Origin of the sequence: Wujia chipingensis, from assembly GCF_014337155.1 — a bacterium.
Lineage (GTDB): Bacteria > Bacillota > Clostridia > Lachnospirales > Lachnospiraceae > Coprococcus_C > Coprococcus_C hominis.
Window position 1 is genome coordinate 1,476,702 of record NZ_CP060632.1, and the last position, 23,523, is coordinate 1,500,224.

A 23,523-nucleotide genomic window follows, 5' to 3' on the forward strand; every position below is an offset into this window, starting at 1 on the left:
TCCTGCTTTTTCCATTGGTGTGTCCCAAAATTAAATTTATTATAGCAGATTCTGTGGTATGTCGCAAGGTAAACTATTTTCTGTAATATGCATCAAACACCTGTCTGGCAACCCATGCACCTGTCACACCAGTCACGTTGGACTGTTCAGTAATTGCGCAGACGACAATGTCCGGATCATCCGGATCAGAAAAGCCGACAAACCAGGAATTGCAGTTTCCTTCGTTGTCAAATTCTGCTGTACCAGTCTTTCCGGCAACCGAGTAAGAAAGTCCGGAAAAATACCCGGAACCGGTACCATATTCACAGACACCTTTCATATAGTCCGTCAGGATGTTTGCTTCATCTGCGGTCATCAGTGTGCCTGCTTCCTTAGAACGAAATGTCTTTACCTTGGCACCATCGTCGTTTTCAATCGAGTCGATCGTGTACGGCTTCATCAGGACGCCGTCGTTTGCAATCGCGGACATGATCATCGCATTGTGAAGCGGCGTGATCTTCGTATCGCCCTGTCCGATCACTGTCTGTGGAATCGCATCGTCCGGCGAGTCCGCTGTAATCCGAAACTGTGATGAGTTATAGGTGCCATCGTATGGTAAATCTTTGTTAAACAACAGCTCTTCGGCTGTGGAACGATAGGAACCTTTATCTAAAGTCTCTCCGATTGTTGCAAAGCTGACGTTGCACGAATAAGCAAGTGCATCTGCTAACGACAGATCACCGTGTGCCTTGTTGTTGCTGCATCGGATTCCGACGCCGGAGAAGATGGAATTGCCATCACAGTGGAACTGATAGCTGTTGTAGGTTGTTGGATTTTCACGCATGAATTCCAGCAGGGATACCACCTTGAAGGTGGACCCCGGTGCATAGAGTCCCTGTGTTGCACGATTTAACAGAATCGTACTCTCCGATCCCTCCTCCGTCTGCAGATAGCTCCAGACATTTTCAATATCGTTTGGATCATAGTCTGGTTTTGATACCATACATAAAATCTTTCCGGTGGATGGCTCGATTGCAATCACGGCACCCTTACAGCTTCCGAGTGCATTGTACGCGGCTGCCTGAAGATCATAATTTACGGTCGTGATAACATTGTCGCCACGGTTTTTCTCCTCTTTTAATTCGCGGTAAACACGTTCAAAGATGTTGATGTGCGACCGTAGCATATAGAAATTTCCGGCAAGCTCCAGTCCTGCTTTTCCGTATTCATCATAGCCAACCAGATGGGAAAACATGTTGCTGTACGGATAAGAACGGTTCGTATTTCCAGCCTCGTCCGTTTCGCTTGTCGCAATCACAACACCATCACTCGTGATGATATCGCCCCGTTCTACCGTCTTGGCAAAGGAATCCTGCCGGACATTCCGGGAGTTTGCAATCACAGTTTCAGCCTTGAACTGCATGAAATAGATCACATACGCAATCATGCCGACAAACACTGTCACCATCAGATAGGTGATTACAACGATCGGACGATTCTTGATCTTGTTCTTTTTAATTCGTTGTTTTTCTTTCGCGATCAGTTCTTCTTCCGGTGTTAACGGCTGACTCCTGTTCGCGGAGCTTCTGTCTTGCTTTTTCTTTTTCTCTTTCATACTTCACTGCCTCACTACTACTTATTACATATACCCCCTGCACAATCGCAAATATAATGAGGGTACTTAATACCGAACTGACACCATAACTGACTAGTGGAAGTGTCACACCTGTGGAAGGAATGAATTTTGTCACACCACCGAGATTTAAGAAGCACTGCACAATATAGATGCTTGAAAATCCAAGTGCGACATATTTATAAAATGGCTCCTTACATTTCATTGCCACATTGGCAAAGGAAAGGAAGATGCTCACGATTACAAGGATCATTGCAAGTCCGAAGATTACACCCAGTTCCTCGCAGATTGCTGAAAAGATAAAATCGCTTTCGCTGACCGGAATACTTCCAGCCGCTCCCTGTGTCAGTCCAGAACCTGCATATCCGCCCGTTCCGATTGCGAAAAGCGACTGGGACAGCTGATAACCGCCTCCGTCGATATCTGCAAACGGATTTTGCCATGCATGGACTCGCACCATAACATGCTGGAACAGCGAATTTTTAAACAGTGCATAGCCTAGCATGACGGCACCTGCACCAAGCGAGATTCCACCGACCAGAAAAACTGGACGGGAAGTTGCAACATACACCATCAAAACATAGGTTATGTAGAAGATCACTGCCGCACCTAAGTCTTTCTCTAACACAAGCACACCCATAAATGCTGCGGAGATCAGCGCATTTACAAAAAGCTCTTTGAACGTGCTTGCCTTTACAAGCATGGATGCTACAAAGAATACAAATAATATCTTTACAAACTCCATTGGCTGTACGGACAGATGCCCGAGGTTGATCCAGTTTCTCGAACCGTATTTCTCACTTCCGAGCCCCGGAATAAATACTGTGAGCAGGAACAACAGACCAATCACGCCATACAACACGCCGCAATCCTTCATCTTCTTCCATTTCAACATGATATATGGAATAAATGCAGTTATGATCAGACCGACGGTGGCAAAGATGAACTGCTTCACGGCCAAGTTAAAATTCAGACGCGTAAGCATAATATAGCCGATTAACAGCAAAAACGATGCATTGTTTGTCAGCAATCTGGACGAATCCTTGTAGATGCTGTGGTAAAGCACCATATACAAGATGGCGACAAAAATCTGTGCCACATAAAAGATCAGGATCTTCAACTGCCCCAGCCGCAGATACAGGATCAGGTAACATAAGAAATGGATTACAAATACATATCCGATTTGTTTGTTTAGTTTTTTACGCTTCTGCTCTTCGTTTTTCGATGATAGCACCGAAAAACATTTGACGGTATAAAGTACCATGAAAAGCAAAACGAGATACTTTGATACTTCACAAATAATGTTGATCATTACAATACACCTCGATATAAATGTCCGCCTGTTTTTTCATAGGAATCATAGGACTTTCCAGATAATATCTGCAGAATCCTACGAACCTGTTGCTCGTTTTCGATTGTAAAACGAACCAGATATCCCCGGGGATGCAGTCTGGAAAAAGCAGGCTCTTTATATTTATCCAATATAGAATAAGGAACCTTGTTGTAGATGATATTATAGCAGTCATCACAGTTGGTTCTTGCAAAAAAACGATTCCCCATCTCGTCAGTCACGGTCAGGGTAACCGGCTCTTTTTTGCAGCCGTATTTTGTCTTTTGCAGGCAATTCGCAGTCAGCATAACCGGTTGATACTCATATAATGTGAGACAAAGCGGTTCGCCTGCAAGTGCGTCAAGCTCCTCTAGCTTTAACTCCCGCGGCGTCAGAAATGAAATGTCTGTGTCCGCAAAAAATCGCCGGATAAATGCATGCGCCAGACGATTGTAGCAATAAAGGCTGGCATCACATAAAATCACGCAGTCTTCTGGCAACTTCTGACTGGCAAGAATTGCCAGTGCATCTATATTTCTAATATATATACCACGGATTCCGGATTCTTGCAAATCGACGCAGAACCGGTCATGAATTACAGGCGGCAGCTCCGCGTATAGCCGGATGGAATCCGGGATCATATTCCTGCACTGGTTGTATAGCGCAAGCGGCATTGTGATACCTGTCACCGGGGACTCCACATGTGGAAGTTCTTCTAAGATGATACGCAGCTGTTCTTGTGTTACAGCACTAAAGATCATCTGCTCCTGCTTCGAACTCTGGGTGTCAGATGCATTCGCAGGGGACTTTGTAATCATAGATTCATACACGGTATCCCACGACAGCTGTTTTCCGGCGACACGTGTATGTGCCTTAGCAATCTCCGCTTCTAAGGCTGCAAGCAATGCACGGCGGAGCTTCTTTAACACACCATTTGGCAGGAACGCGCAGGTATCCAGATTACAGGTAAACGATGCTAATTCGTATTCCGTATTGCCAAGCTGTGCCAATGGCTTTTTGACTGTCTCTATTGTGGTTTCTCCTTGCTTGCTTTTCTCCACGAGCATATCCGTACAGGTTGCAGTGTAAGTCTGGTTATCAAGCTCACAGGTTACAATCGCGGTCAGCGGAGCTCCGATTCGGGCTGTAACAGAGACAGAAATCGGAAGCTTCTTATAAGAGTTAATATAATCATCCTGCACATGTTGTAAGATCTTCGGGCATTTGGTACGGTAGACGGTCTGCTCTTTCTGCAGAAGCTTGGTCTTCGGACAGTTCAAAGTCAGATGCTGTCCGGGAGTTCCGTCCTTTGAGGATGTAATCTCCACCGCTTCGCCGTTTTTTGTCGTCAGCTCCAACACATCCTGCCGGTATACGGCTTCTGATAGACGGAGTGTGATCGTTCCCTTTTCAACACGCTCCAAACTTCCGATTGCCACACCCTGATTGTTCGGGCGATCCTTTGATATCATTTCCGCACCATTGTGGTGGAAGAAATATCCGTCCGAGAATCCACCACGGTTATAGATATTGGCAAGCTCAAAGGTGAGTGCCTCTGCTTTTTTCGGGTCAAATTTACCATGCAGACAATCATCTACGATCGTTCGGTAAGCGTGCACCGTCGATGCAACGTAGTAAGCATTTTTCATCCGGCCTTCGATCTTTAGCGAATCAATCCCGGCATCCATCAACTTCGGGATCAGCGACAGGGCGCACATATCTTTCATGGATAACAGATAGCTTTTGTCATAGCATTTCCGGCATGGCTGTGCGCAACGTCCCCGGTTGCCGCTTCTGCCCCCCGCAAGGGAGCTCATCAGACACTGGCCGCTGTAAGAGTAACACATCGCACCATGCACAAATGTCTCGACCTCGATATCGACATGCTCTTTGATCGCACGGATTTCAGCTAGAGACATTTCGCGCGCGGTCACAACACGGGTGGCACCCTGCTGTTTCATAAATTCTGCGCCATACCGGGATGTAATATTCATTTGTGTACTGCAATGGATTGCGATATCGGGAAATTGTTCCCGGACATAAGAAAAAACGCCAAGATCCTGAATGATCAGAGCGTCGCCGCCAATCTCGTAAAATGGCTGAATGTATTCATATAATGCGGGAAGCTCCTCCTGCTTCAACAGGGTGTTGACGGTCAGATAGACCTTCACCCCATGTAGATGCGCGTAGGTGACAGCTTGCTTTATCGTTTCTTCGTCGAAATTCGTCGCATATGCTCTTGCACCAAAAGAATTGCCGCCAATATAGCAGGCATCTGCGCCTGCATGTACAGCGGCAATTAAAATATCGTAGTCACCACAAGGTGCGAGTACTTCAATTTTGGAATGTTTGTTATTCATTGCGGTTTTTCTCTGCCTCTAACTGAATAATCTTTCTTTGTAATGCATTGATCTGCTCTTTGTATTCCTCAATCATACGTGCAGAGCTTTCCAGCTTGATCTGGGACTCGATTACCTCGTGACGCAGATCATACAACTGCTGCTCTTTGTTGCTGTCCTCAGTTACCATAGAATCCGCCTGATTCTTTGCTTTGAAATAATCATCTGCGATATTCAAAGCAAGCAGGATTCCCTGATATTCGGTATTCATCCGACGATACTGATCGGAAGTCTTGCATTCTGCAATCTTGCCGTTGATATAAGTCGCAACATTTTGAAGATAATCTTCCCCTTCATATCCGCTTAATGTATATACTTTCCCATTGATTACTACCGGGATATCTACTTTGTTTGCCATAATACAAAATCTCCTTTGTTATTCTATCAGATTTTCCAATCCAAAATGTCTGTAGCAATGTTCCGTAACAATTCTACCACGCGGAGTCCGATTTATAAAGCCATTTTTTATTAAATATGGTTCATATACCTCTTCCAGTGTGCCGGAATCTTCACCGATGGCTGCTGCTAAGGTATCCAGACCAACCGGTCCACCACCAAATTTGTGGATCATCGTCTCTAAGATATTGCGGTCGGTATTATCCAGTCCCATAGAGTCTACCTCCAGACGATCCAGCGCGGTTTTTGCAACATCGTAATCAATCGCACCGTCACCTTCTACCTGCGCAAAATCACGTACCCGCTTCAACAGACGGTTGGCAAGCCGCGGCGTACCACGGGAACGCTTGGCAATCTCCAACGCCCCCTCGTCGTCAATGCTGACACCAAGCACGGCCGCAGACCGGAGAATGATCTGCATCAGCTCGGTTACATTGTAGAATTCCAGCCGATTGACAACGCCGAACCGGTCACGTAGCGGAGCGGTCAGCATTCCAGCGCGTGTGGTTGCACCAACCAGTGTGAATTTTGGAAGATCCAGGCGGATTGAACGGGCACCAGCACCTTTGCCGATCACAATATCAATTGCAAAATCTTCCATCGCTGGGTACAATACCTCTTCCACCTGCTTATTTAGCCGGTGAATCTCGTCAATAAATAAAACATCATTTTCGGACAGATTGTTTAAGATTGCAGCCAGATCGCCCGGTTTATCAATCGCCGGACCGGATGTGATCTTCAGATTGACTCCCATCTCAGTCGCTACAATCGATGCCAGTGTCGTTTTACCGAGTCCCGGAGGGCCATACAACAGCACATGATCGAGCGGCTCGCCACGTTTTTTTGCAGCTTCGATGAAGACACGAAGATTCTTCTTTGCCTTCTCCTGTCCGATATACTCAGACAGATGACTTGGTCGCAGTCCCTGTTCGATTTTATCATCTTCCGGAATAATATCCGCTTGAATGATTCGTTCCATCTTTTTCTCCAATGTCTAAATAATATGCTTTAATGCAGCCTTTAATAATTGTTCTACGGTCATGGATTCGCTGTCCGGAACCTTCTTGATTGCGCGCAAAGCTTCCACGTTGGAATAGCCAAGACTGCTCAATGCCATCGCTGTCTCGGATACAATATCCTCCGGTGCAGATGTTGCTGGAGAAGCCTCATCGTATTCTCCCAGTACATCTTCCAGATGAAATTTGTCACGTAATTCAATAACTAATCGCTGGGCTGTTTTCGGACCGATTCCGTTTGCTTTCGCAATCGCCTTATAATCATCCGATAACACAGCCATGCGCAGTTCATCGACCGACAGGCATGACAGGATAGAAAGCGCACTTTTCGGTCCCACTCCGCTGATATTGATCAGCATACGGAACACAGACCGTTCCTCTTTGGTCAGAAATCCAAACAGACTCATATCATCTTCCCGCACATTTAAATGGGTGTAGATCGTTGCCTGTTGATTTTTTGTCAATCTGGCAGAATCCTGTGAGGATGTAAATACAGAAAATCCGATTCCACCGGTTTCTACGATGATCTCATCGGTTCCAATCTCGGTTACCGTTCCTTTGATATATGCAAACATAATGTTCTCCTGTCAAAAAATAAGGAGTTGTCGTTGTTACGACAACTCCGATCTGGCTTAATCTTATAAGAATTCGAAGCCTTCGTCCTCTTCTTCGCCATCTCCGATCATCATGCGATCTGGTTTTCTTGCATCTTCGATTTCCCCAACAAAGATCTCATCGTCATCATCGTTGCTTGTTGCAGCGGTATGTACATCCTCGTCTGCTTTCTTGAAGAACTTGGATGATGCAGACTCTTTCGCTGGTTCTGGCTCAACCTTTGGTGCTTCTGCCTTTGGCTTTGCGGAGCTCTCAAGCTTCTCGCTCTGAGCCTTTGCCTTTGCAATAATATCAGCGGCAGTTGCTTCAGCATTCTTGATGATCTGGTCTGCACGCTTCTTTGCCTCTACACTTTCTCCGGCATCAGTTGATACATTTTCTGCCTGCTGCAGCTTGTTCTCCAGTTCAAATAATTTCAGTCTGGTATCTTCCATTGCCTTTGTGAGTTTATCAAATTTGTCCTTTGTTTCCTCATAATCTTTGGAAAGGTCGCTGTACGCTCTGAATACAGTGTCTTTAAAGCTGTCAACATCTGCGGCTTTGTAACCGAATAAGCCCTTTTTAAAAGCTGTTGATCTAATATCGTCTGGTCGTAACATTCTATCTCCTCCGTACATCATACTTTAGCTAAAATTATAACATATTGACCAAAAATTACAAGCATTTCTTTACTTCTATGGTATTTATGCTATAATTTAAACCAATTTAGACGAATTTATCGGACGATATCGGAAAGGAGGCACCTATGGAAAAAGTTGTAAATGAGGCTCATCGCAGTAAATTTCAGACATTGGAACAGTTTTATACATCGGAAGATCTGCTTGTTTTTGATATTGAAACGACCGGATTTACAGCCGAACATACTGCCTTATATCTGATCGGCTGTGCTTACTATAAAAACCGTCAGTGGAATATATGCCAGTGGTTTAATCAGGATGGCAGATCCGAAGCGGATATTTTAGAGCAGTTTCTTTCCTTTGCGATGAATTATAAATATGTGATTACCTATAATGGAGATGGATTTGATATTCCGTATATCACAAAAAAGGCAAAGGCTTATGGGATGGAAAATACACTCGCCCATATGGAAAGCATTGATATTTATAAGCAGATCCGTTTTTTAAAAGATGTGCTGCACATGGAAAATATGAAACAGAAAAGCGTGGAACGGTTTCTTGGTATCCATCGGTTAGATAAATATTCCGGCGGTGATCTGATTAAGGTCTATCAGGAATATGTAAAGCTTCCGGTAAAGACAAACAAGCAGTTGTTGTTACAGCACAATTACGAGGATCTCGAAGGACTTCTGGACTGCACAAGCATGCTTGCTTACTGTAAATTCAAAGCTGGCTGTCTGCTCGTCCGCAAGATGTCTGTGCGGCAGAACCGGTTACTTTTCTCTTTGGAGCTGGAATACCAGCTTCCAAAACGATTGACGATCGGATTGAATGATATCATCATCACTGGATTCCAGAAGGAAGCAACGATTAATGCCCCGATCTATACAGAGGAATTGAAGTTCTTCTTTGATAATTACAGGGATTACTACTATCTTCCGGCAGAGGATATGGCGGTTCACAAAAGTGTGGCAAGCTATGTGGATAAAAACTACCGGGAACCGGCGAAGAAGGAAACCTGTTATCTGCGTAAAAAAGGATATTTCATCTCCCAGATTGATGATGGAATTTTATCTGGCTACAAACGGGATTATGAAGACAAAGAATCTTTTATTGAACTGACGGATTCGTTCCTGCAGGACTTAGATCTTTTGCACGCATATGCACGACATATAATAAGGCTGGCGCTCTCTTAAAGCGTCAGCCCTTTTCTTTAATATATTTAGAATAAATCTTCTTCCATATTGTCAAGGAATTCCTTGAAAGCTTCTCTTGCACTGCTGATTTCCGATGGATTCTGTTTATTTAATACATCTTCAAACTGGTTAATCTCATGTTCGAGAATCTTACGGGTATCTCCGATGGATTCCTCATACATGCGATCCGCACGAAGCAGCAATAATTTGTTTGCCTCCTGTTCCCGTGGATGAATCTTCAGGGAAGAAAGCTCCTCGAATCTGGCATCGATTTCTTCATCGGTCAGATCGGTTTCCTCGTTCTTAATCACAAGTCGTTTTTCCACATTTGTAGAAATTACCTTTACAATCACCTCTAAGATAGAGTTAACATCATAGGTGTATGTGACATCGACGCATTCTTCGCCGGCAGGTGCCGGTGGAACCATAACTTCAATGCTGCCAAGGTAGACGTTATTTGCTGCCAGACGGCTCTCGCCCTGCAGGATATCGACCTTGATTCGTGTCTGCCGGTCACTGACGGTATAGAGACGTTCCGTATGACTGACCGGAATCACGGAGTTTCGTTCAATCAATGGCAGATAATGTCCAGCCTCAAACACACCTCCGGATCTGCGGGATACAACCTCCGTTCCAAGTGTAAATGGACAGACATCCGTCAAAATAATCTCTTTCACTGCTTCATTCCGTTCTTTCATAGCAGCCTGTGTCGCCGCGCCCACAGCAACCACCTCGTCCGGATTGATACTTGTATTCGGCAGACGTCCAAACAGGCGGCTCACAAACCGGCGTACGATGGAAAGCTTTGTCGAACCACCAACCAGAATTACTTCCTCAATATCTTTGAGCTTGATATTTGCATCCTTCAGGCTTCGCTCGATTGGCTTACGAATACGTCCAAGCAATACCTGACAGGATTTTTCATAATCGTCAATATCAATTTCGCTCTCTACGACTTCTCCGTTGATATTACATTTCATAACTGATGTTTTTGCATCTGCAAATCCAAGCTTGCAAATCTCTGCCTGCTTGTGAATATGTGCACGGGTTTTCTGATCAAGAGTATCTTCGTCAATCTCGTGTTCCCGGAGAAACATCTGTTCCAATACTGTCGTAAAATCTTCTCCGCCAAGGAAATTATCTCCGGCAACTGCGCGCACTTCCATAATATTCTGATAAAGCTCTAGGATTGATACATCAAATGTACCACCACCCAAATCAAATACGAGGAATTTCGTGTCTGCATTTTTCTTATCCAAACCATAAGCGATTGCTGCGGCTGTTGGTTCACTGACGATACGTTCTACCACAAATCCGGCAAGTTCTCCTGCTTTCTTTGTTGCTTTTCGCTGTGCATCGTTAAAATATGCCGGTACGCTGATGACTGCCTCCTCAATCGTGCAGCCAAGATAATGCTCTGCATCTTCTTTCAGAGATTTTAAGACAAGGCTGGAAAGCTCTTCCGCAGAGAACTTGCGGGTTCCAAGGGTAAACACCTTCGAGCTGCCCATGTTCCGCTTGAACACATCCGCGGTCTGATCTGGGTACAGCATCTTCCGCTCCTTCGCAGTCTTGCCGACATAGACAATTCCTTCCTCATCCACGCTTACAACCGAAGGAGTCAGATTTTCTCCCAGACGGTTCGGAATGACCTTTGCATGGTCGCCATCAAAATATGCAATTAAACTGTTTGTCGTTCCTAAATCAATTCCTACTATCATTTCTAATCCTAATTTCTTATTTTTTATCTTCAATCCGCTTCAGACATGCCTCATAGAAAGCATTTTGTCCACAGACACGGATTGCTTCTTCGTACATACTGCGTGCCATCGCATAATTGCGCTGCTTCTCATACAGCAACGCTTTCTCATATAAAATCCGGTGACAGACACCATAGAAACAGCCGCGACAACGACGGGCATGCAGACCCTGTTCTAACCAGTCTTTACATTCTTTGTAGTTCCTGGAAAGTCGTGCAAAACGTGCCATCTTGATATACTGTGGCGGCGTTTGTATCTGATCCTTTGGATAAGCGGCAGCCGCATTTGCTATCGCACTGTTCTTCTTGAAGCTTCGCAGTTCTTTTAGCTGGATCATACATTCCAGCCATTCACTATAATAATTGGCTTCCTTGTTTGTGTCAAGCGCAATCGCCCGCTCATATAACGGCTTTGCGTCCGCATACATGGCATGGTCACGGAAGATATCTCCCATTGCACCATACACCCGGTGATTCTCCGGATCTTTGCTTATGATATATTCAAATGTCTCATGCGCCAGATCAATGAAGCCGGCATCTCCGTAGATATCAAGCAATTTTCTTGCACAGGCAGAATCATCCACAAAAGGAAGCAACTCGGCAATGGCATCCTTTGCCGCATCCATCCGAACAAGCAGGACGGCATAATCGTAGGCGATATCTGCATTCCACTCATATTGCTTTTTATAATCGATATAGAGCTGCTGACTTTCAGGAAACCAGTTCATGCACTGGTAGACACGTGCTAAACTCTGCAAGCTCTCTTTGTGCTGTTCGGTGTCTGTTTCAGAAACTTCATATGCTTTTCGGTATGCATCGGCAGCCACTTTATAGCTTTTGTGCAGCTCCTGTATCATCCCAATCCGCAGATACGCAAAATAATTATCTGGTTCTAACTGTAATGCAGCCTGATAATCGCGAACAGCCTTTTTGTATTCGCCCATCAGACTGTATACGATCGCCCGCTCATTGTAAACCTGCGCGGTTGCCTGTATTGCAAGCTGTGTACCAAATGCCTCCAATGCCTGTTCGATTTTCCCAAGTTTCGCATAGGAAGAACCGATATACATATCAATCAATGGATATTGTGTGTTTTGTTTCTTTACCTGCTCGAACTGTTCAAGCGCTTTATCATACATGCCCTTGTAGCGGTAACAAAGCGCTAACAGCATATGGACATCCTCAAAATGCTCCATATCGGTTGTCTTACCATCTGAACGACTGACAATTGCTACGAGCTGCCGGATTGCCGGATCAATCTTGTTATCTAACATGGAAAGCCGTGCCCGGTAGTAATCAATGCTGTCACTTTCATTTTCAAATGCATCAAAACGTTTGATCGTATCCTGCGCCTGTTCGTATTGATGTGCGCGGATAAATAAGCTTGCCTCTAACGCATAAGGCTGAGACAGATACGGATACAGATTGATTGCCTGTTCGCAGGCATTATAAGCTTCCTGAATATAATTCATCGCCTTGCAGGCTTTTGCTTTAAACAGATATGCCACGTAGTCGTGCGGATCCCGTTCTAACAGGTGTTCACAGGCACGTAGACAATCCGTATATTGGCCGGTCAGGAACTTTAGTTCACAATCCGCCTCATATGAAAGGATGATTTCCTCATGATCTTTGGATAATGCGATATCCAGATGACGTCTGGCATTCTCGTAATCCTCTGTCTTCATATAACAATCGGCAATCAGGAAATTCACATACGGATACCGGACGCGTTTTTTCTCTGTTTCTGCACTTGTATCTTCCTCTGGGAGCTGCTCAATCAGATTCTTCCAGACAAGAAAACATTGTCTGGCATGCGCATAATCACGAACGCCCAGATAACAACGTCCAAGAACATTATAGTATTCAAATTTCCGATCTCCTTCTGGCTGGAATTTAGTCAGAAAGGCGATTGCTTCCTGAAACTGATAGCTTTGGTAATAGCTCCAGCCAACGTCCATCTTTGCCTGTATATCATCTGGATTTTTCTTTAACTTGTCCAGATTTTCCTGTATCATCATCTGATTGGCACGCACCATACCAATGCGGACAGAATCATCATAATGATTTTCCTTGAGCAGATCCATATAGCCATCTCTGGCAGCTTTATAATCTCCCTTGCGGAATGCAAGTTCTGCCTGTTTGGCGCGCATAAGATAATTCTGTGGGTCCAATTCCTTGGATCGGTTGAAATACTGTTCTGCCTGTTCCAGATCATTGTTCAGGATACAGACATCTCCACAAAAATGAAGCAGAGTGATATCATCTGGATACTTTGCAGACAGTCCTTCCGCTTCCTCGCGGATCGCTGCTAATGCGGAAGCATACCGCTCGGCGTATAATGCATCCAGATCTTGTGTTTTCCGTTCTTCTTCCGTCATGGATGTCTGAATATATTCTGAAAACTCCAACCGGCAGGTCTGCAGACGGATACGCATCTCTTCCAGATGTATATATACATTGGAAATATAATATTTTTCCTTCATCTGCCGGATTTTTTCTCCGGCATCTTTTAGCTCCTGACTGCGAACCATGCGATCTAATTCAATGTAATCACGGATATAGGCATCGATCGTTGCGGAGGTTATGATCTCTGCATGCTCAAACGCCTCATAATTGATGATATCCTCATAGGTCGCATTGTTCGTGATATAGTCCAGGTAATTTTCCGGGAACTGTTCTGTAAGCTCGCTTCTGCGCCCTTCAAGATCAAAATATCCGACGATGCATTTCCATACCTTTTTCGGAACCAGCACATGATTCATCAGGAACCGCAACAGTCCATACAATGCATCCTCACTTGTGTCGAGCGATACAAAATAATCGGAATTAAAGAGTGCAAGCCATTCGTCTGGATTGATACGACGGGCATAATCATCATAGAGAGCCTCTAATGAAGCAAGCATTTGCTGTTCCGGTGTATCTTGAATGGCAACGTCGAATTCCTCCTCCGTCTGATCGGCAAGGTGCACCGCCTCCTCATAGGCTTTCCGAAGCTCCATAAACCCTTCCGGATCATCTTCCGGATTGACAGAAGAAAGACGCATTCGATAGGCTTTCTTCAATGCGTCTTTATCCTTCGTCTGTTCAATTTTCAGAACATCCCATATATTCATTAAGCTAACATTCCCTCAAGTGTTTCGCGGATTGCTTTGATGAAGTTCTCGCTGTTTAATACAGTGACATCCTTCATCGTTGTAATAAGTGCAAGATCCTTTGTCATCTTGCCGTCTTCGATCGTCTTGATCGTTGCCTGCTCAAGCTTGTCTGCAAATTCCATCAGTTCTGGAATATTGTCAAGCTCGCCACGCTTTCTCAAAGCACCAGTCCATGCGAAGATCGTTGCAACAGAGTTTGTTGATGTCTCCTCACCCTTTAAGTGCTTGTAGTAATGTCTCTGAACAGTTCCGTGTGCTGCCTCGTACTCGTATTTTCCATCTGGAGAAACAAGTACTGATGTCATCATGGCAAGAGAACCAAATGCAGATGAGATCATATCACTCATAACATCGCCGTCGTAGTTCTTGCAAGCCCAGATGAATCCACCCTCAGACTTCATAACACGGGCAACTGCATCATCAATCAGAGTATAGAAATATTCGATGCCTGCGGCGTCAAACTTCTCTTTGTATTCGTTATCGAAGATCTCCTGAAAGATATCCTTAAATGTATGGTCGTATTTCTTGGAGATTGTATCCTTTGTTGCAAACCACAATGTCTGCTTTGTATCAAGCGCATAGTTAAAGCAGCTTCTTGCAAAGCTCTCGATGGATTTGTCGATGTTATGCTGTCCCTGAATCACACCCGGACCATCAAACTTGTGGATGGTCTCCTTGATTACCTGTCCGTCCTCGCCTGTAAATACAAGCTCTGCTGTACCAGCACCCGGTACATCGATCTCTACGCTCTTATACACATCGCCATAGGCATGTCTTGCGATTGTAATAGGCTTCTTCCAGTTCTTTACACATGGCTCAATTCCCTTGACAACGATTGGTGCACGGAATACGGTTCCGTCTAAGATTGCACGGATCGTTCCGTTTGGACTCTTCCACATTTCCTTCAGGTTGTACTCTGTCATACGTGCAGCGTTTGGTGTGATTGTTGCACACTTGACTGCAACACCGTACTTCTGTGTTGCGTATGCAGAATCAAAAGTAACCTTATCGTTTGTCTCGTTTCTGTACTCCAGACCAAGGTCGTAATACTCGGACTTTAAGTCGATAAATGGGTAGATCAATTCATCCTTGATAATCTTCCAAAGGATTCGTGTCATCTCATCTCCGTCCATCTCTACCAGTGGAGTCTTCATCTGAATTTTTGCCATTGTAATTATCCTCCTGATTTTAATTGCGTGGTTTGCGAATTGTATCCTGCACGTTATCTAAGTGTTGTCTGTAATTATATAATTGCCTGCAGACACGCTCTCGCTCACTTCCACACGCAGTGGTACTAAATTCGCGCCAACAAGTTGCCGCTTATTAAGTACCAGCGTGTTCCAATGGTCTGCAAACAAATTAATAATTACAGACAACACAATATACAATTTGATTGAATGGATACAATTCGCTATTTACGTTATTTTATAAATTATACACGATTGTTATTGTAACATATTGACAGTTATTTGAAAATATCACTTTTTACAATAATCGTTGGATTGATTTATTTTATTGTTTATTTGTGTACAATATCTGTGTTAATTACCTCAAAAATTTGACCTTGGGGTTATTGTTTGAATGTGGTTTCGTAGTCGAGGAAGTCGACGAGGAAGTGTTTTTCCTTCAGGGCTTCTTCGATTTCATCGAGGATATCTTCGCTCTCGGCTTCAATCGTGTGAAAATGATAGCCGGAGGTTGTGTTCGATAAAAGGGACGATTTGCTTTGTTTCAGATCTTCCACGAACTTACGGATATCGCGGCGGCTCTTGATATTTAATGGTGCTGTGACCTTGCCGTAGGTGCGGTGGTTTACCATAACATCTAAGACGATTCCACCGAAATCAACGATTGTGCTTAATTCTTCTTCTGCCTGATCATCGGTGTGACAGACCTTTACAATCCGCCTGCAATTTTGGTTGCCAGCATCTTTTTCATACATATAGCCACGTGGCGTCGATACGATTGAATGCCCTTTTGAACGGAGCAATGCGATATCCTGTACGACAACCTGACGGCTGACATGATAGATGTCCCCGATTTTTCCACCCGACAACGGTTCATCAGATCGCAGTAACAACGCAAGAAGCTTCTCTCTGCGTTCATCTCCGGATAAAATTGTCTGCTCCATCTGCGTTTCCTCCTTGATTGAAATAGATTGTTGCAGCATAATTAGTCAATTGGATGCAGATGTTTCAGACTGATATCTAAGATTGGAGCGGAATGTGTCAGCGCCCCACTCGATACATAATCGACACCAAGCTTTGTGATCGTCTCGATATTTTCTTTTGTGATATTTCCGGAACACTCCGTCTTGGCACGTCCATCGATGATCTTAATTGCTTCTGCCATCAGCTCCGGGGACATATTATCAAACATGATGATATCGGCACCTGCTTCCACTGCTTCTCTGACCATATCCAGATTCTCTGTCTCTACCTCGATTTTGCAGACAAATGATGCATAATCTCTTGCCATCTGAACTGCCTTTGCCACACCGCCTGCGGCGTCAATGTGATTATCCTTCAACATAACAGCGTCCGACAGATTGTATCTGTGATTATTTCCGCCGCCGGCACGAACCGCATATTTCTCGAAGATACGCATGCAAGGTGTTGTCTTTCTTGTGTCAAGCAATTTGGTATTTGTCCCTTTTAAAAGTGCTGCAACATTGTTCGTATAGGTTGCAATACCGCTCATGCGCTGCAGGTAATTCAGCGCTGTACGCTCACCGGACAACAGCACACGGATATCACCGACCACAGTTGCAAGCACCTGTCCGTTTGTCACGGCATCGCCATCCTTGATCTGCTTTCCATCCTGCTCTGCAAAGATCACTTCGGTATTCGGATCTAACATCGTAAATACACGCTTAAATACCTGCAATCCGGCAATGATTCCGTCCTGCTTCGCAAGCAATGTAACCTCGCCCTTCTTATACTCCGGCATCACGGCGTTCGTGCTGATATCTTCACTGTTGATATCCTCCTCCAAAGCCATCTTAATATACTTATCTGCAACTAACTGCATTGTAATCTCATTCATTTGTCTGTCTAATCTCCTTTTTTATTAAATGTACACGATCATTGTACATGATTTTTGGTATTGGTAGTACATATATTTTATTTTGAATTGTTCCATATACGATGTATTGAAACTAAGAAATTCTAAGATGTTCTGATATAAATTATGACCCTGTACGCAACCGCCGCCAATTCGCCATCCATGGCTCAGTGGCGGCTTGATTGAACATCGTGTTCAATCATTGCTGATATAGTACAGAACATCAAGAATTTCTAAGTTCCAAACATATTGTATATGCGAACATATTCAAAAATAAAATATATGTATCTACGTAATGGAATAATCATGCACAATGATCTATAAACTTTACACAAGCTCACCAATCATGTGCTTTGCCGCACGCTTGGCGAACACTAAACTTTCAAGCAAACTGTTGCTGGCTAAGCGGTTCTTCCCGTGCACCCCGTTGCAGCTTGTCTCGCCGACAGCATACAGATGTGGCATCGTTGTAAGCGAATACTTGTCTACGTGGATACCGCCCATGAAGTAATGCTGTGCTGGAACGATCGGAATCGGCATCATCAGAATATCAAAGCCATACTTCATGCAATGCTCATAGATATGAGGGAAATGGTTCAGGATTGTCTCGCGTGGAACATTCTCAAAGGATAAGAACTCGTATTTCACGCCCTCTTTTTCCATCTCTGCCTGAATCGCTTTCGTAACAACATCTCGCGGCTGCAATTCATCGACGAAACGCTCTTTCTTGTGATTCAAGATAATTGCACCCTCACCTCTTGCCGACTCTGAAATCAGGAAACTTCTGCCCGGATTCTCCGTGTAAAAGCAGGTTGGATGAATCTGTACATAGTCCATATGCTCTAATTCTACGCCGTGTTTTCGCGCAATCTCACAGCCATCGCCGGTCAGGATCGGATAGTTCGTGGAATGCTTGTATTGTCCGCCGATTCCACCTGTTGCAAATACTGTGTTTTCCGCATAGATCTCTAATTCTTCACCATCCGCACATTTTGCAAGTATACCCACACAGGCATGATTAATATCTTCTATAATATCGGTCATGGTTGTATGTTCAAAAATGGTAACATTGTTCAACTGCTTCACAGCAGATAATAGACGGGTCGTAATCTCTTCCCCGGTTATATCCTCATGGAAGCAGATGCGCGGCTTAGAATGTGCTCCTTCCTTTGTATAAGCAAGACTTCCGTCTGCGTTTCTCTCAAATTCCACACCATATCCGATCAGATCATTGATGACATCCCGGCTGCCACGGATCATGATGTCGACACTTTCCTTGCGGTTTTCATAATGACCGGCACGCATCGTATCCTCAAAATACGAATCATAGTCATCCTCGTCCCGCAGCACGCAGATACCGCCCTGTGCCAGCATCGAATCACAGGTTTCAAGCTCTGCTTTTGAGAGCATCAAAATCTGTTTATCTTCCGGTAAATTCAATGCTGTATATAATCCACCGACACCGCAGCCGACGATCACAACATCGTAATGTAATTCTCGCATCTTCCTGTCTCCTTTGAATTTATACCTGTACATAATACAAAGACACGATGTGCTCTGCGCATCGTGCTCTGATTAGCGGTCGTCAAATGCACCACATAAATGCGTGCATTTTCCTCGTCGCCATAACAAAAACGCAGACATTCCGCCTGCGTTTTTGCTCCGAATGTACATGCAGTATAGCACATGTTTTGACAGGTGACAAGACACCTATATCGGAAAGATTAAATTTATTTCCGTACCGACATTTAATGCACTCTCAATCTTAATCTCCGCATTGTGCAGCTTTGCGCCATGCTTTACAATAGAAAGTCCAAGTCCCGTGCCGCCTATTTCCTTGGAATGGCTCTTATCAACCCGGTAAAAGCGTTCGAATATCCGGTCAAGCTGGTCTGCCGGAATTCCGATGCCGGAATCTTTGACACAAAACTCACAACGATGTTTTTTCTTTTTGATCATGACATCTATGGTTCCATCCTCTTTGTTATATTTAATGGCATTTTCAATCAGATTGTATACCATTTCTTCTAACACAGAGTGTATGCCGGATATCATCATATGTTCACCCTGCAGATTGATTTTGATATGCCGTTCCTCTGCTACCGGCTCCAAATGATGGATTTCGATTCTTGATAGGTCATATATATCAATCGGAGTCTTTTCTACTGCCTGCTCTCCCTCATCAAGCTGAGACAGCTTAATGATATCTTCTACCAGATGGATCAGCCGACGTGCTTCGTCATAGATCTTACCTGCAAATGTTTTGACATCCTTCTCGTCAACAATTCCATTTTTAATAATTTCTGCAATACCGGATATGGAAGTTAGCGGTGTCTTTAATTCGTGCGATACGTTCGCCGAGAATTCCCGTCTCAAATTCTCGCGTTCTTCCTTCTCTGTGACATCCGTGATGATAACGACCGCGCCGGCAACCTCGTTATTCCGGAATACCGGATTCGCATAGATATTATAAAAACGTCCCTTAACCGGGCAGATATACTCGCTGTGGATTCCCTGGATCGCCTTCTTGATACAGTCGATAAACTCTTCCGACCGGTTAATCTCTAACACATGTTTTCCATCTACCGATTCATCCACATCAAATAAGGTTGAGATACTCCGGTTGTGTGAGAGAACAATTTCCTTTTTATCCACAACAAGAAAACCTTCCTGCATGTTTTCCGTAATCAGTGCAAACTCATTTTTCTGTGCCTGCAGCTGTGTCATCGCCTTTTGAATCTGCTCGTTCTGGATGCGGATTTTACGGATAAACGGTGACAGCTCGTCATAAACCGTCGATTCATCCGGATGATCTAAGTCAATCGCTTCTAACGGTGTTGTAATCTGTTTCGATAAGCGGTAGGCAAGAATCGCGGAGAATTCAACACCGAGCAGTAATACGAGAATAATCGGAAGCAGCACCTTCATCAAAAGTGCCGGCACCGATTTACGGACTACGGAGACACGGACTACACTTCCGTCCGCAATACGGATGGCATGATAGATTGTCTCCTCGGAAAGTGTCTTCGAATATCTTACACTTGTGCCTGCCGAAGACGTCATTGCCTGTTTGATTTCTGTACGATTTTTGTGATTTTCCATCGTATGGGGGTCGGCTTTGTTGTCATAAAGAACTGTTCCGTCCGCCGCAACCCATGTGATACGCTTTTCATTCTCATTCAAATCGGTGAGAAAATCCAGCCCGGATAGGTTCACCCCCTCCGCAATATAGCCTGCCGCCTGATTCAGGGAGGAAACGTATTGTTTGTTGAAATAGCTGTATAAAACACCGATGATGGATACGCCACATAGAACGACCAAAAGCAAGATGATTAAAATTGTATTCTTGAATATCTTCTTTTTCATTTTAATCTCCGATCTTGTAGCCGACACCGCGGACCGTTTCAATCATATTCCCGGCTTCCTTTAATTTCATCCGGAGGCTTCGTATATGGACATCAACCGTACGGCTTTCCCCATCGAATTCATATCCCCAGATGCGGTTTAGCAGCTGGTCACGTGTAAACACCTGTCCCTGGTTTTCCATAAACAGATGCAGAAGTTCAAACTCTTTCAATGTAAGATTGATGCGCTCTCCATCCACTAAAACAATGTGGCGCTTGGTATCTAAGGCTATGCTTCCGGCAATAAGCTTCTCACCGTCATCGGTCGTATCTGCACGGTTTTCTGTCCGGCGAAGCAAAGCTTTGATTCTCGCAACTAACTCCATAATGCCAAACGGCTTCGGTACGTAATCATCCGCTCCGCTGTCAAGCCCCAGTACTTTGTCGTATTCACTATCCTTTGCAGTTAACATAATGACCGGAACCTCTTTGGTATCAGCATGTTCCCGGAGCTTTTTCAAGACAGATAGTCCATCCTCCTCCGGCAGCATGATATCAAGCAGAATCAGGGACGGAAGTGTTTCTTCCATCCCTGCCCAGAATTCCGATGGACGTTCAAAGCCTTTTGCTTCCAAATCCATGTGACATAATGTGTAAACTACAAATTCACGTATGCTATTGTCATCTTCTAAAACATAAATCATTTTATATATGCTCTCCTGTGATTGAATAATAAACCCATTCCGCAACATTCGTTGCATGGTCTCCTATTCTTTCATAATACTTTGCAATCATGATAATGTCTATATAAAATTCGCCATCTTCTGCTTTTTTTCCGATCTCTTTAATGAGACGTTTCTTTACCGAATCAAATAATGCATCGACTTTATCATCCGCCTGGATTACAGTGATTGCCAGATCCTTGTCTTTTTTGACATATGCCTCCACAGCATTTGACAGCATATCTTTCGCAGCACCTGACATTTCTTCAAGGTCTTTAAAATCCTTTAAGTCATAAGAAGTTGTGAAACGGATCATATCCGCAATATCGGCACATTGATCACCGATCCGTTCGAGATCAGATATAAGCTTTAATGCAGCTGATACAAAACGGAAATCCGATGCGACCGGCTGCTGCTTTAAAAGCAGGCTCATACAGATATGCTCGATATTATGCTCGCTTTTATCGATCTCTTCTTCGACTGCATGGGATTTCGATGTGTATTTGGCATCGCCACTAAAGAGTGCCTTCGTAGTGCCCGCGATCACCTTCTCGCAAAGTGCACCCATACGGATTAGTTCGACATTCAGATTCTCTAATTGCTTCTCGTATTCATTTCTCATAATTCATCAACCAAACCTTCCTGTGATATAATCCTCTGTCCGCTTGTCACTTGGATTTGCGAACAGTTTCTCTGTATTGTCAAACTCCACAACTTCTCCGAGCAGGAAAAATGCTGTATTATCTGAGATACGTGCAGCCTGCTGCATATTATGTGTTACCATGATGATTGTATATTTATCTTTCAGATCAACTGCCAGATCCTCAATCTTTGAGGTGGAAATCGGATCGAGGGCAGATGTCGGCTCATCCATCAAAAGCACATCCGGTTCTACTGCAAGTGCACGCGCAATGCACAGACGCTGCTGCTGTCCACCTGACATACCGAGCGCGCTTTTCTTCAGACGGTCTTTGACTTCATCCCAGATAGCAGCCTGCTTTAAGGAACGTTCCACAATTTCATCTAATTCCGCCTTTTTATGGATTCCGTGTGTACGCGGTCCATATGCAATATTGTCGTAGATGCTCATCGGAAACGGATTTGGTTTCTGAAACACCATGCCGACGCGCTTGCGCAATGTATTGACATCCATTCCTTTGTATATATTTTCGCCATCGAGTGTTACCTCACCTGTGATCTTACAGCCCTCGACCAGATCATTCATTCGATTCAGGCTTTTTAAGAGTGTGGATTTTCCACAGCCGGATGGACCGATGAATGCAGTGATCTTGGTCGATGGAATGTCCAAGTTGATATCTTTTAACGCATGGAAATCACTGTAATATAAATCCATGTCCTTTATTTTAAAATTACCCATTTTTTCCTCCAAATTCCAGTACTTATTTTGCCTGCAGTTTTTTGGCAAGCTTTCCGGATGCTGCATTGATTATGACAACCATTACAAGCAGCACAACTGCGGTTGCATATGCCTGTTTTGTGTAGAGTCCTTCCGAAAGCAGCTTATACATATGAACAGCCAGTGTACATCCGGAATCAAATAAGCTCTTTGGTATCTCGGCAGTTGTACCGGATGTAAAGATTAAAGCTGCCGTCTCGCCGACGATACGTCCGATTGCCAGGATAACTCCGGATAAAATACCGGGTACCGCAGATGGAAGTACAACCTTAAATATCGTCCGCAGTCTGCCGGCTCCAAGTCCGAAGCTTCCTTCCCGGTAAGAATCCGGTACGCTTAAGAGCGCTTCTTCTGTCGTACGCATAATGGTTGGAAGTACCATAATGGAAAGTGTAAGCGCACCACCGAAGAATGAAAGTCCCCAGCCAAATGCGATCACAAACATCAGATATCCGAACAGACCATAGACAATGGAAGGGATACCGGATAATGTCTCGGTTGTGATTCTGACAATACTCACAAGTTTATTTCCGCGCTTGGCATATTCTACCAAATAAATAGCAGAACAGATACCGATTGGTACTGCGATGAGCAGGGAAAGCGCTGTCATAAGAAATGTATTGATAATTGCAGGAAGCATCGATACATTTTCGGTTGTATATTTCCAGGCAAAAAGCTCCGGAGAAAGATTCATGATACCGTTTGCCAGAATATAGATGACAAGTGCGCCAAGCACACCAACCGTAATGACTGCAGATACCGTGACTGCCATCAGTAAAAACATGGAAAGCGGCCGTTTTTTGTATGCAGCGAGCTTATCCTTCCAGGTGACGACATTGATCGGCCTGATTGCTTCCATATCTGCCTTTGCTGCTACAGCTT

General features: G+C 44.3%; 19 protein-coding genes. 1 reads left to right on the plus strand and 18 read right to left on the minus strand.

Annotation, left to right across the window (positions count from 1 at the left end):
- Positions 1 to 73 precede the first annotated feature (73 nt).
- The 7 genes from H9Q76_RS06890 to H9Q76_RS06920 form a co-directional block, all read right to left on the minus strand.
- The gene (locus H9Q76_RS06890; protein ID WP_118544973.1) at positions 74 to 1,594 is read right to left on the minus strand and encodes a peptidoglycan D,D-transpeptidase FtsI family protein; all 1,521 of its coding nucleotides are present in this window, start codon (positions 1,592 to 1,594) and stop codon (positions 74 to 76) included.
- A complete protein-coding gene (locus H9Q76_RS06895) occupies positions 1,494 to 2,924 on the minus strand; it encodes an FtsW/RodA/SpoVE family cell cycle protein (protein ID WP_021985474.1) in 1,431 nt (476 codons plus the stop codon). Before H9Q76_RS06895 ends, H9Q76_RS06890 begins: the two co-directional genes overlap by 101 nt.
- Complete coding sequence (locus H9Q76_RS06900; RefSeq protein ID WP_118544972.1) at positions 2,924 to 5,302, minus strand: peptidase U32 family protein; 2,379 nt, start codon at positions 5,300 to 5,302, stop codon at positions 2,924 to 2,926. The genes H9Q76_RS06895 and H9Q76_RS06900 overlap by 1 nt, the downstream gene beginning before the upstream one ends.
- A complete protein-coding gene (locus tag H9Q76_RS06905; RefSeq protein WP_021985472.1) occupies positions 5,295 to 5,699 on the minus strand; it encodes a cell division protein ZapA in 405 nt (134 codons plus the stop codon). Before H9Q76_RS06905 ends, H9Q76_RS06900 begins: the two co-directional genes overlap by 8 nt.
- An 18-nt stretch (positions 5,700 to 5,717) precedes the next feature.
- Positions 5,718 to 6,716: a Holliday junction branch migration DNA helicase RuvB gene (gene ruvB / locus H9Q76_RS06910; RefSeq protein WP_021985471.1), complete on the minus strand. Its 999-nt coding sequence runs from the start codon at positions 6,714 to 6,716 to the stop codon at positions 5,718 to 5,720.
- A 15-nt stretch (positions 6,717 to 6,731) separates the two neighbouring features.
- Entirely contained in the window at positions 6,732 to 7,328 is a 597-nt protein-coding gene (gene ruvA, locus H9Q76_RS06915) for a Holliday junction branch migration protein RuvA (protein ID WP_021985470.1), read from the minus strand.
- Positions 7,329 to 7,391: 63 nt separating this feature from the next.
- Positions 7,392 to 7,967 (minus strand): DivIVA domain-containing protein, encoded by a 576-nt coding sequence (locus H9Q76_RS06920; protein WP_021985469.1) that lies wholly within the window; start codon positions 7,965 to 7,967, stop codon positions 7,392 to 7,394.
- A gap of 146 nt (positions 7,968 to 8,113) precedes the next feature.
- On the opposite strand from H9Q76_RS06920, the gene H9Q76_RS06925 reads away from it, so the two are divergent.
- Entirely contained in the window at positions 8,114 to 9,181 is a 1,068-nt protein-coding gene (locus tag H9Q76_RS06925; protein ID WP_021985468.1) for a ribonuclease H-like domain-containing protein, read from the plus strand.
- 26 nt (positions 9,182 to 9,207) lie between these two features.
- On the opposite strand, the gene H9Q76_RS06930 is transcribed toward H9Q76_RS06925, so the two are convergent.
- The 11 genes from H9Q76_RS06930 to pstA form a co-directional block, all read right to left on the minus strand.
- Entirely contained in the window at positions 9,208 to 10,902 is a 1,695-nt protein-coding gene (locus H9Q76_RS06930; protein ID WP_021985467.1) for a molecular chaperone HscC, read from the minus strand.
- A 16-nt stretch (positions 10,903 to 10,918) separates the two neighbouring features.
- Entirely contained in the window at positions 10,919 to 14,053 is a 3,135-nt protein-coding gene (locus H9Q76_RS06935) for a tetratricopeptide repeat protein (RefSeq protein ID WP_249320861.1), read from the minus strand.
- Positions 14,053 to 15,264, minus strand: coding sequence for an NADP-dependent isocitrate dehydrogenase (locus H9Q76_RS06940; protein ID WP_021985465.1), 1,212 nt, complete (start codon positions 15,262 to 15,264; stop codon positions 14,053 to 14,055). Before H9Q76_RS06940 ends, H9Q76_RS06935 begins: the two co-directional genes overlap by 1 nt.
- A gap of 401 nt (positions 15,265 to 15,665) precedes the next feature.
- Positions 15,666 to 16,226 carry a transcription repressor NadR gene (locus tag H9Q76_RS06945; protein ID WP_117780928.1) on the minus strand — a complete coding sequence of 187 codons (561 nt, stop codon included), beginning with the start codon at positions 16,224 to 16,226 and terminating at the stop codon, positions 15,666 to 15,668.
- Between the two features lie 41 nt (positions 16,227 to 16,267).
- Positions 16,268 to 17,140, minus strand: a complete 873-nt coding sequence (nadC, locus tag H9Q76_RS06950) for a carboxylating nicotinate-nucleotide diphosphorylase (protein ID WP_249320862.1) — start codon at positions 17,138 to 17,140, stop codon at positions 16,268 to 16,270.
- Between the two features lie 345 nt (positions 17,141 to 17,485).
- Positions 17,486 to 18,661 (minus strand): L-aspartate oxidase, encoded by a 1,176-nt coding sequence (locus H9Q76_RS06955; protein WP_249320863.1) that lies wholly within the window; start codon positions 18,659 to 18,661, stop codon positions 17,486 to 17,488.
- 207 nt (positions 18,662 to 18,868) lie between these two features.
- A complete protein-coding gene (locus H9Q76_RS06960; RefSeq protein WP_249320864.1) occupies positions 18,869 to 20,524 on the minus strand; it encodes a sensor histidine kinase in 1,656 nt (551 codons plus the stop codon).
- Between the two features lies 1 nt (position 20,525).
- Entirely contained in the window at positions 20,526 to 21,206 is a 681-nt protein-coding gene (locus tag H9Q76_RS06965) for a response regulator transcription factor (RefSeq protein WP_117780931.1), read from the minus strand.
- A 1-nt stretch (position 21,207) separates the two neighbouring features.
- Positions 21,208 to 21,846: a phosphate signaling complex protein PhoU gene (gene phoU, locus H9Q76_RS06970; RefSeq protein WP_021985453.1), complete on the minus strand. Its 639-nt coding sequence runs from the start codon at positions 21,844 to 21,846 to the stop codon at positions 21,208 to 21,210.
- 6 nt (positions 21,847 to 21,852) lie between these two features.
- Positions 21,853 to 22,602: a phosphate ABC transporter ATP-binding protein PstB gene (gene pstB, locus H9Q76_RS06975; protein WP_021985452.1), complete on the minus strand. Its 750-nt coding sequence runs from the start codon at positions 22,600 to 22,602 to the stop codon at positions 21,853 to 21,855.
- A gap of 22 nt (positions 22,603 to 22,624) precedes the next feature.
- Positions 22,625 to 23,500, minus strand: coding sequence for a phosphate ABC transporter permease PstA (gene pstA / locus H9Q76_RS06980; protein WP_117780947.1), 876 nt, complete (start codon positions 23,498 to 23,500; stop codon positions 22,625 to 22,627).
- Between the last annotated feature and the right edge of the window lie 23 nt (positions 23,501 to 23,523).

Excerpts from the sequence above, each read along its gene's own strand:
- pstB (WP_021985452.1), bottom strand. The coding sequence starts at position 22,602 with ATGGGTAATTTTAAAATAAAGGACATGGATTTATATTACAGTGATTTC.
- ruvA (WP_021985470.1), bottom strand. The coding sequence starts at position 7,328 with ATGTTTGCATATATCAAAGGAACGGTAACCGAGATTGGAACCGATGAG.
- H9Q76_RS06930 (WP_021985467.1), bottom strand. The coding sequence starts at position 10,902 with ATGATAGTAGGAATTGATTTAGGAACGACAAACAGTTTAATTGCATAT.
- H9Q76_RS06935 (WP_249320861.1), bottom strand. The coding sequence starts at position 14,053 with ATGAATATATGGGATGTTCTGAAAATTGAACAGACGAAGGATAAAGAC.
- H9Q76_RS06900 (WP_118544972.1), bottom strand. The coding sequence starts at position 5,302 with ATGAATAACAAACATTCCAAAATTGAAGTACTCGCACCTTGTGGTGAC.
- H9Q76_RS06955 (WP_249320863.1), bottom strand. The coding sequence starts at position 18,661 with ATGCGAGAATTACATTACGATGTTGTGATCGTCGGCTGCGGTGTCGGT.
- pstA (WP_117780947.1), bottom strand. The coding sequence starts at position 23,500 with ATGGAAGCAATCAGGCCGATCAATGTCGTCACCTGGAAGGATAAGCTC.
- H9Q76_RS06925 (WP_021985468.1), top strand. The coding sequence starts at position 8,114 with ATGGAAAAAGTTGTAAATGAGGCTCATCGCAGTAAATTTCAGACATTG.
- nadC (WP_249320862.1), bottom strand. The coding sequence starts at position 17,140 with ATGAATGAGATTACAATGCAGTTAGTTGCAGATAAGTATATTAAGATG.
- H9Q76_RS06895 (WP_021985474.1), bottom strand. The coding sequence starts at position 2,924 with ATGATCAACATTATTTGTGAAGTATCAAAGTATCTCGTTTTGCTTTTC.
- H9Q76_RS06905 (WP_021985472.1), bottom strand. The coding sequence starts at position 5,699 with ATGGCAAACAAAGTAGATATCCCGGTAGTAATCAATGGGAAAGTATAT.
- phoU (WP_021985453.1), bottom strand. The coding sequence starts at position 21,846 with ATGAGAAATGAATACGAGAAGCAATTAGAGAATCTGAATGTCGAACTA.
- H9Q76_RS06960 (WP_249320864.1), bottom strand. The coding sequence starts at position 20,524 with ATGAAAAAGAAGATATTCAAGAATACAATTTTAATCATCTTGCTTTTG.
- H9Q76_RS06890 (WP_118544973.1), bottom strand. The coding sequence starts at position 1,594 with ATGAAAGAGAAAAAGAAAAAGCAAGACAGAAGCTCCGCGAACAGGAGT.
- H9Q76_RS06920 (WP_021985469.1), bottom strand. The coding sequence starts at position 7,967 with ATGTTACGACCAGACGATATTAGATCAACAGCTTTTAAAAAGGGCTTA.
- H9Q76_RS06965 (WP_117780931.1), bottom strand. The coding sequence starts at position 21,206 with ATGATTTATGTTTTAGAAGATGACAATAGCATACGTGAATTTGTAGTT.
- H9Q76_RS06940 (WP_021985465.1), bottom strand. The coding sequence starts at position 15,264 with ATGGCAAAAATTCAGATGAAGACTCCACTGGTAGAGATGGACGGAGAT.
- ruvB (WP_021985471.1), bottom strand. The coding sequence starts at position 6,716 with ATGGAACGAATCATTCAAGCGGATATTATTCCGGAAGATGATAAAATC.
- H9Q76_RS06945 (WP_117780928.1), bottom strand. The coding sequence starts at position 16,226 with ATGGAGCAGACAATTTTATCCGGAGATGAACGCAGAGAGAAGCTTCTT.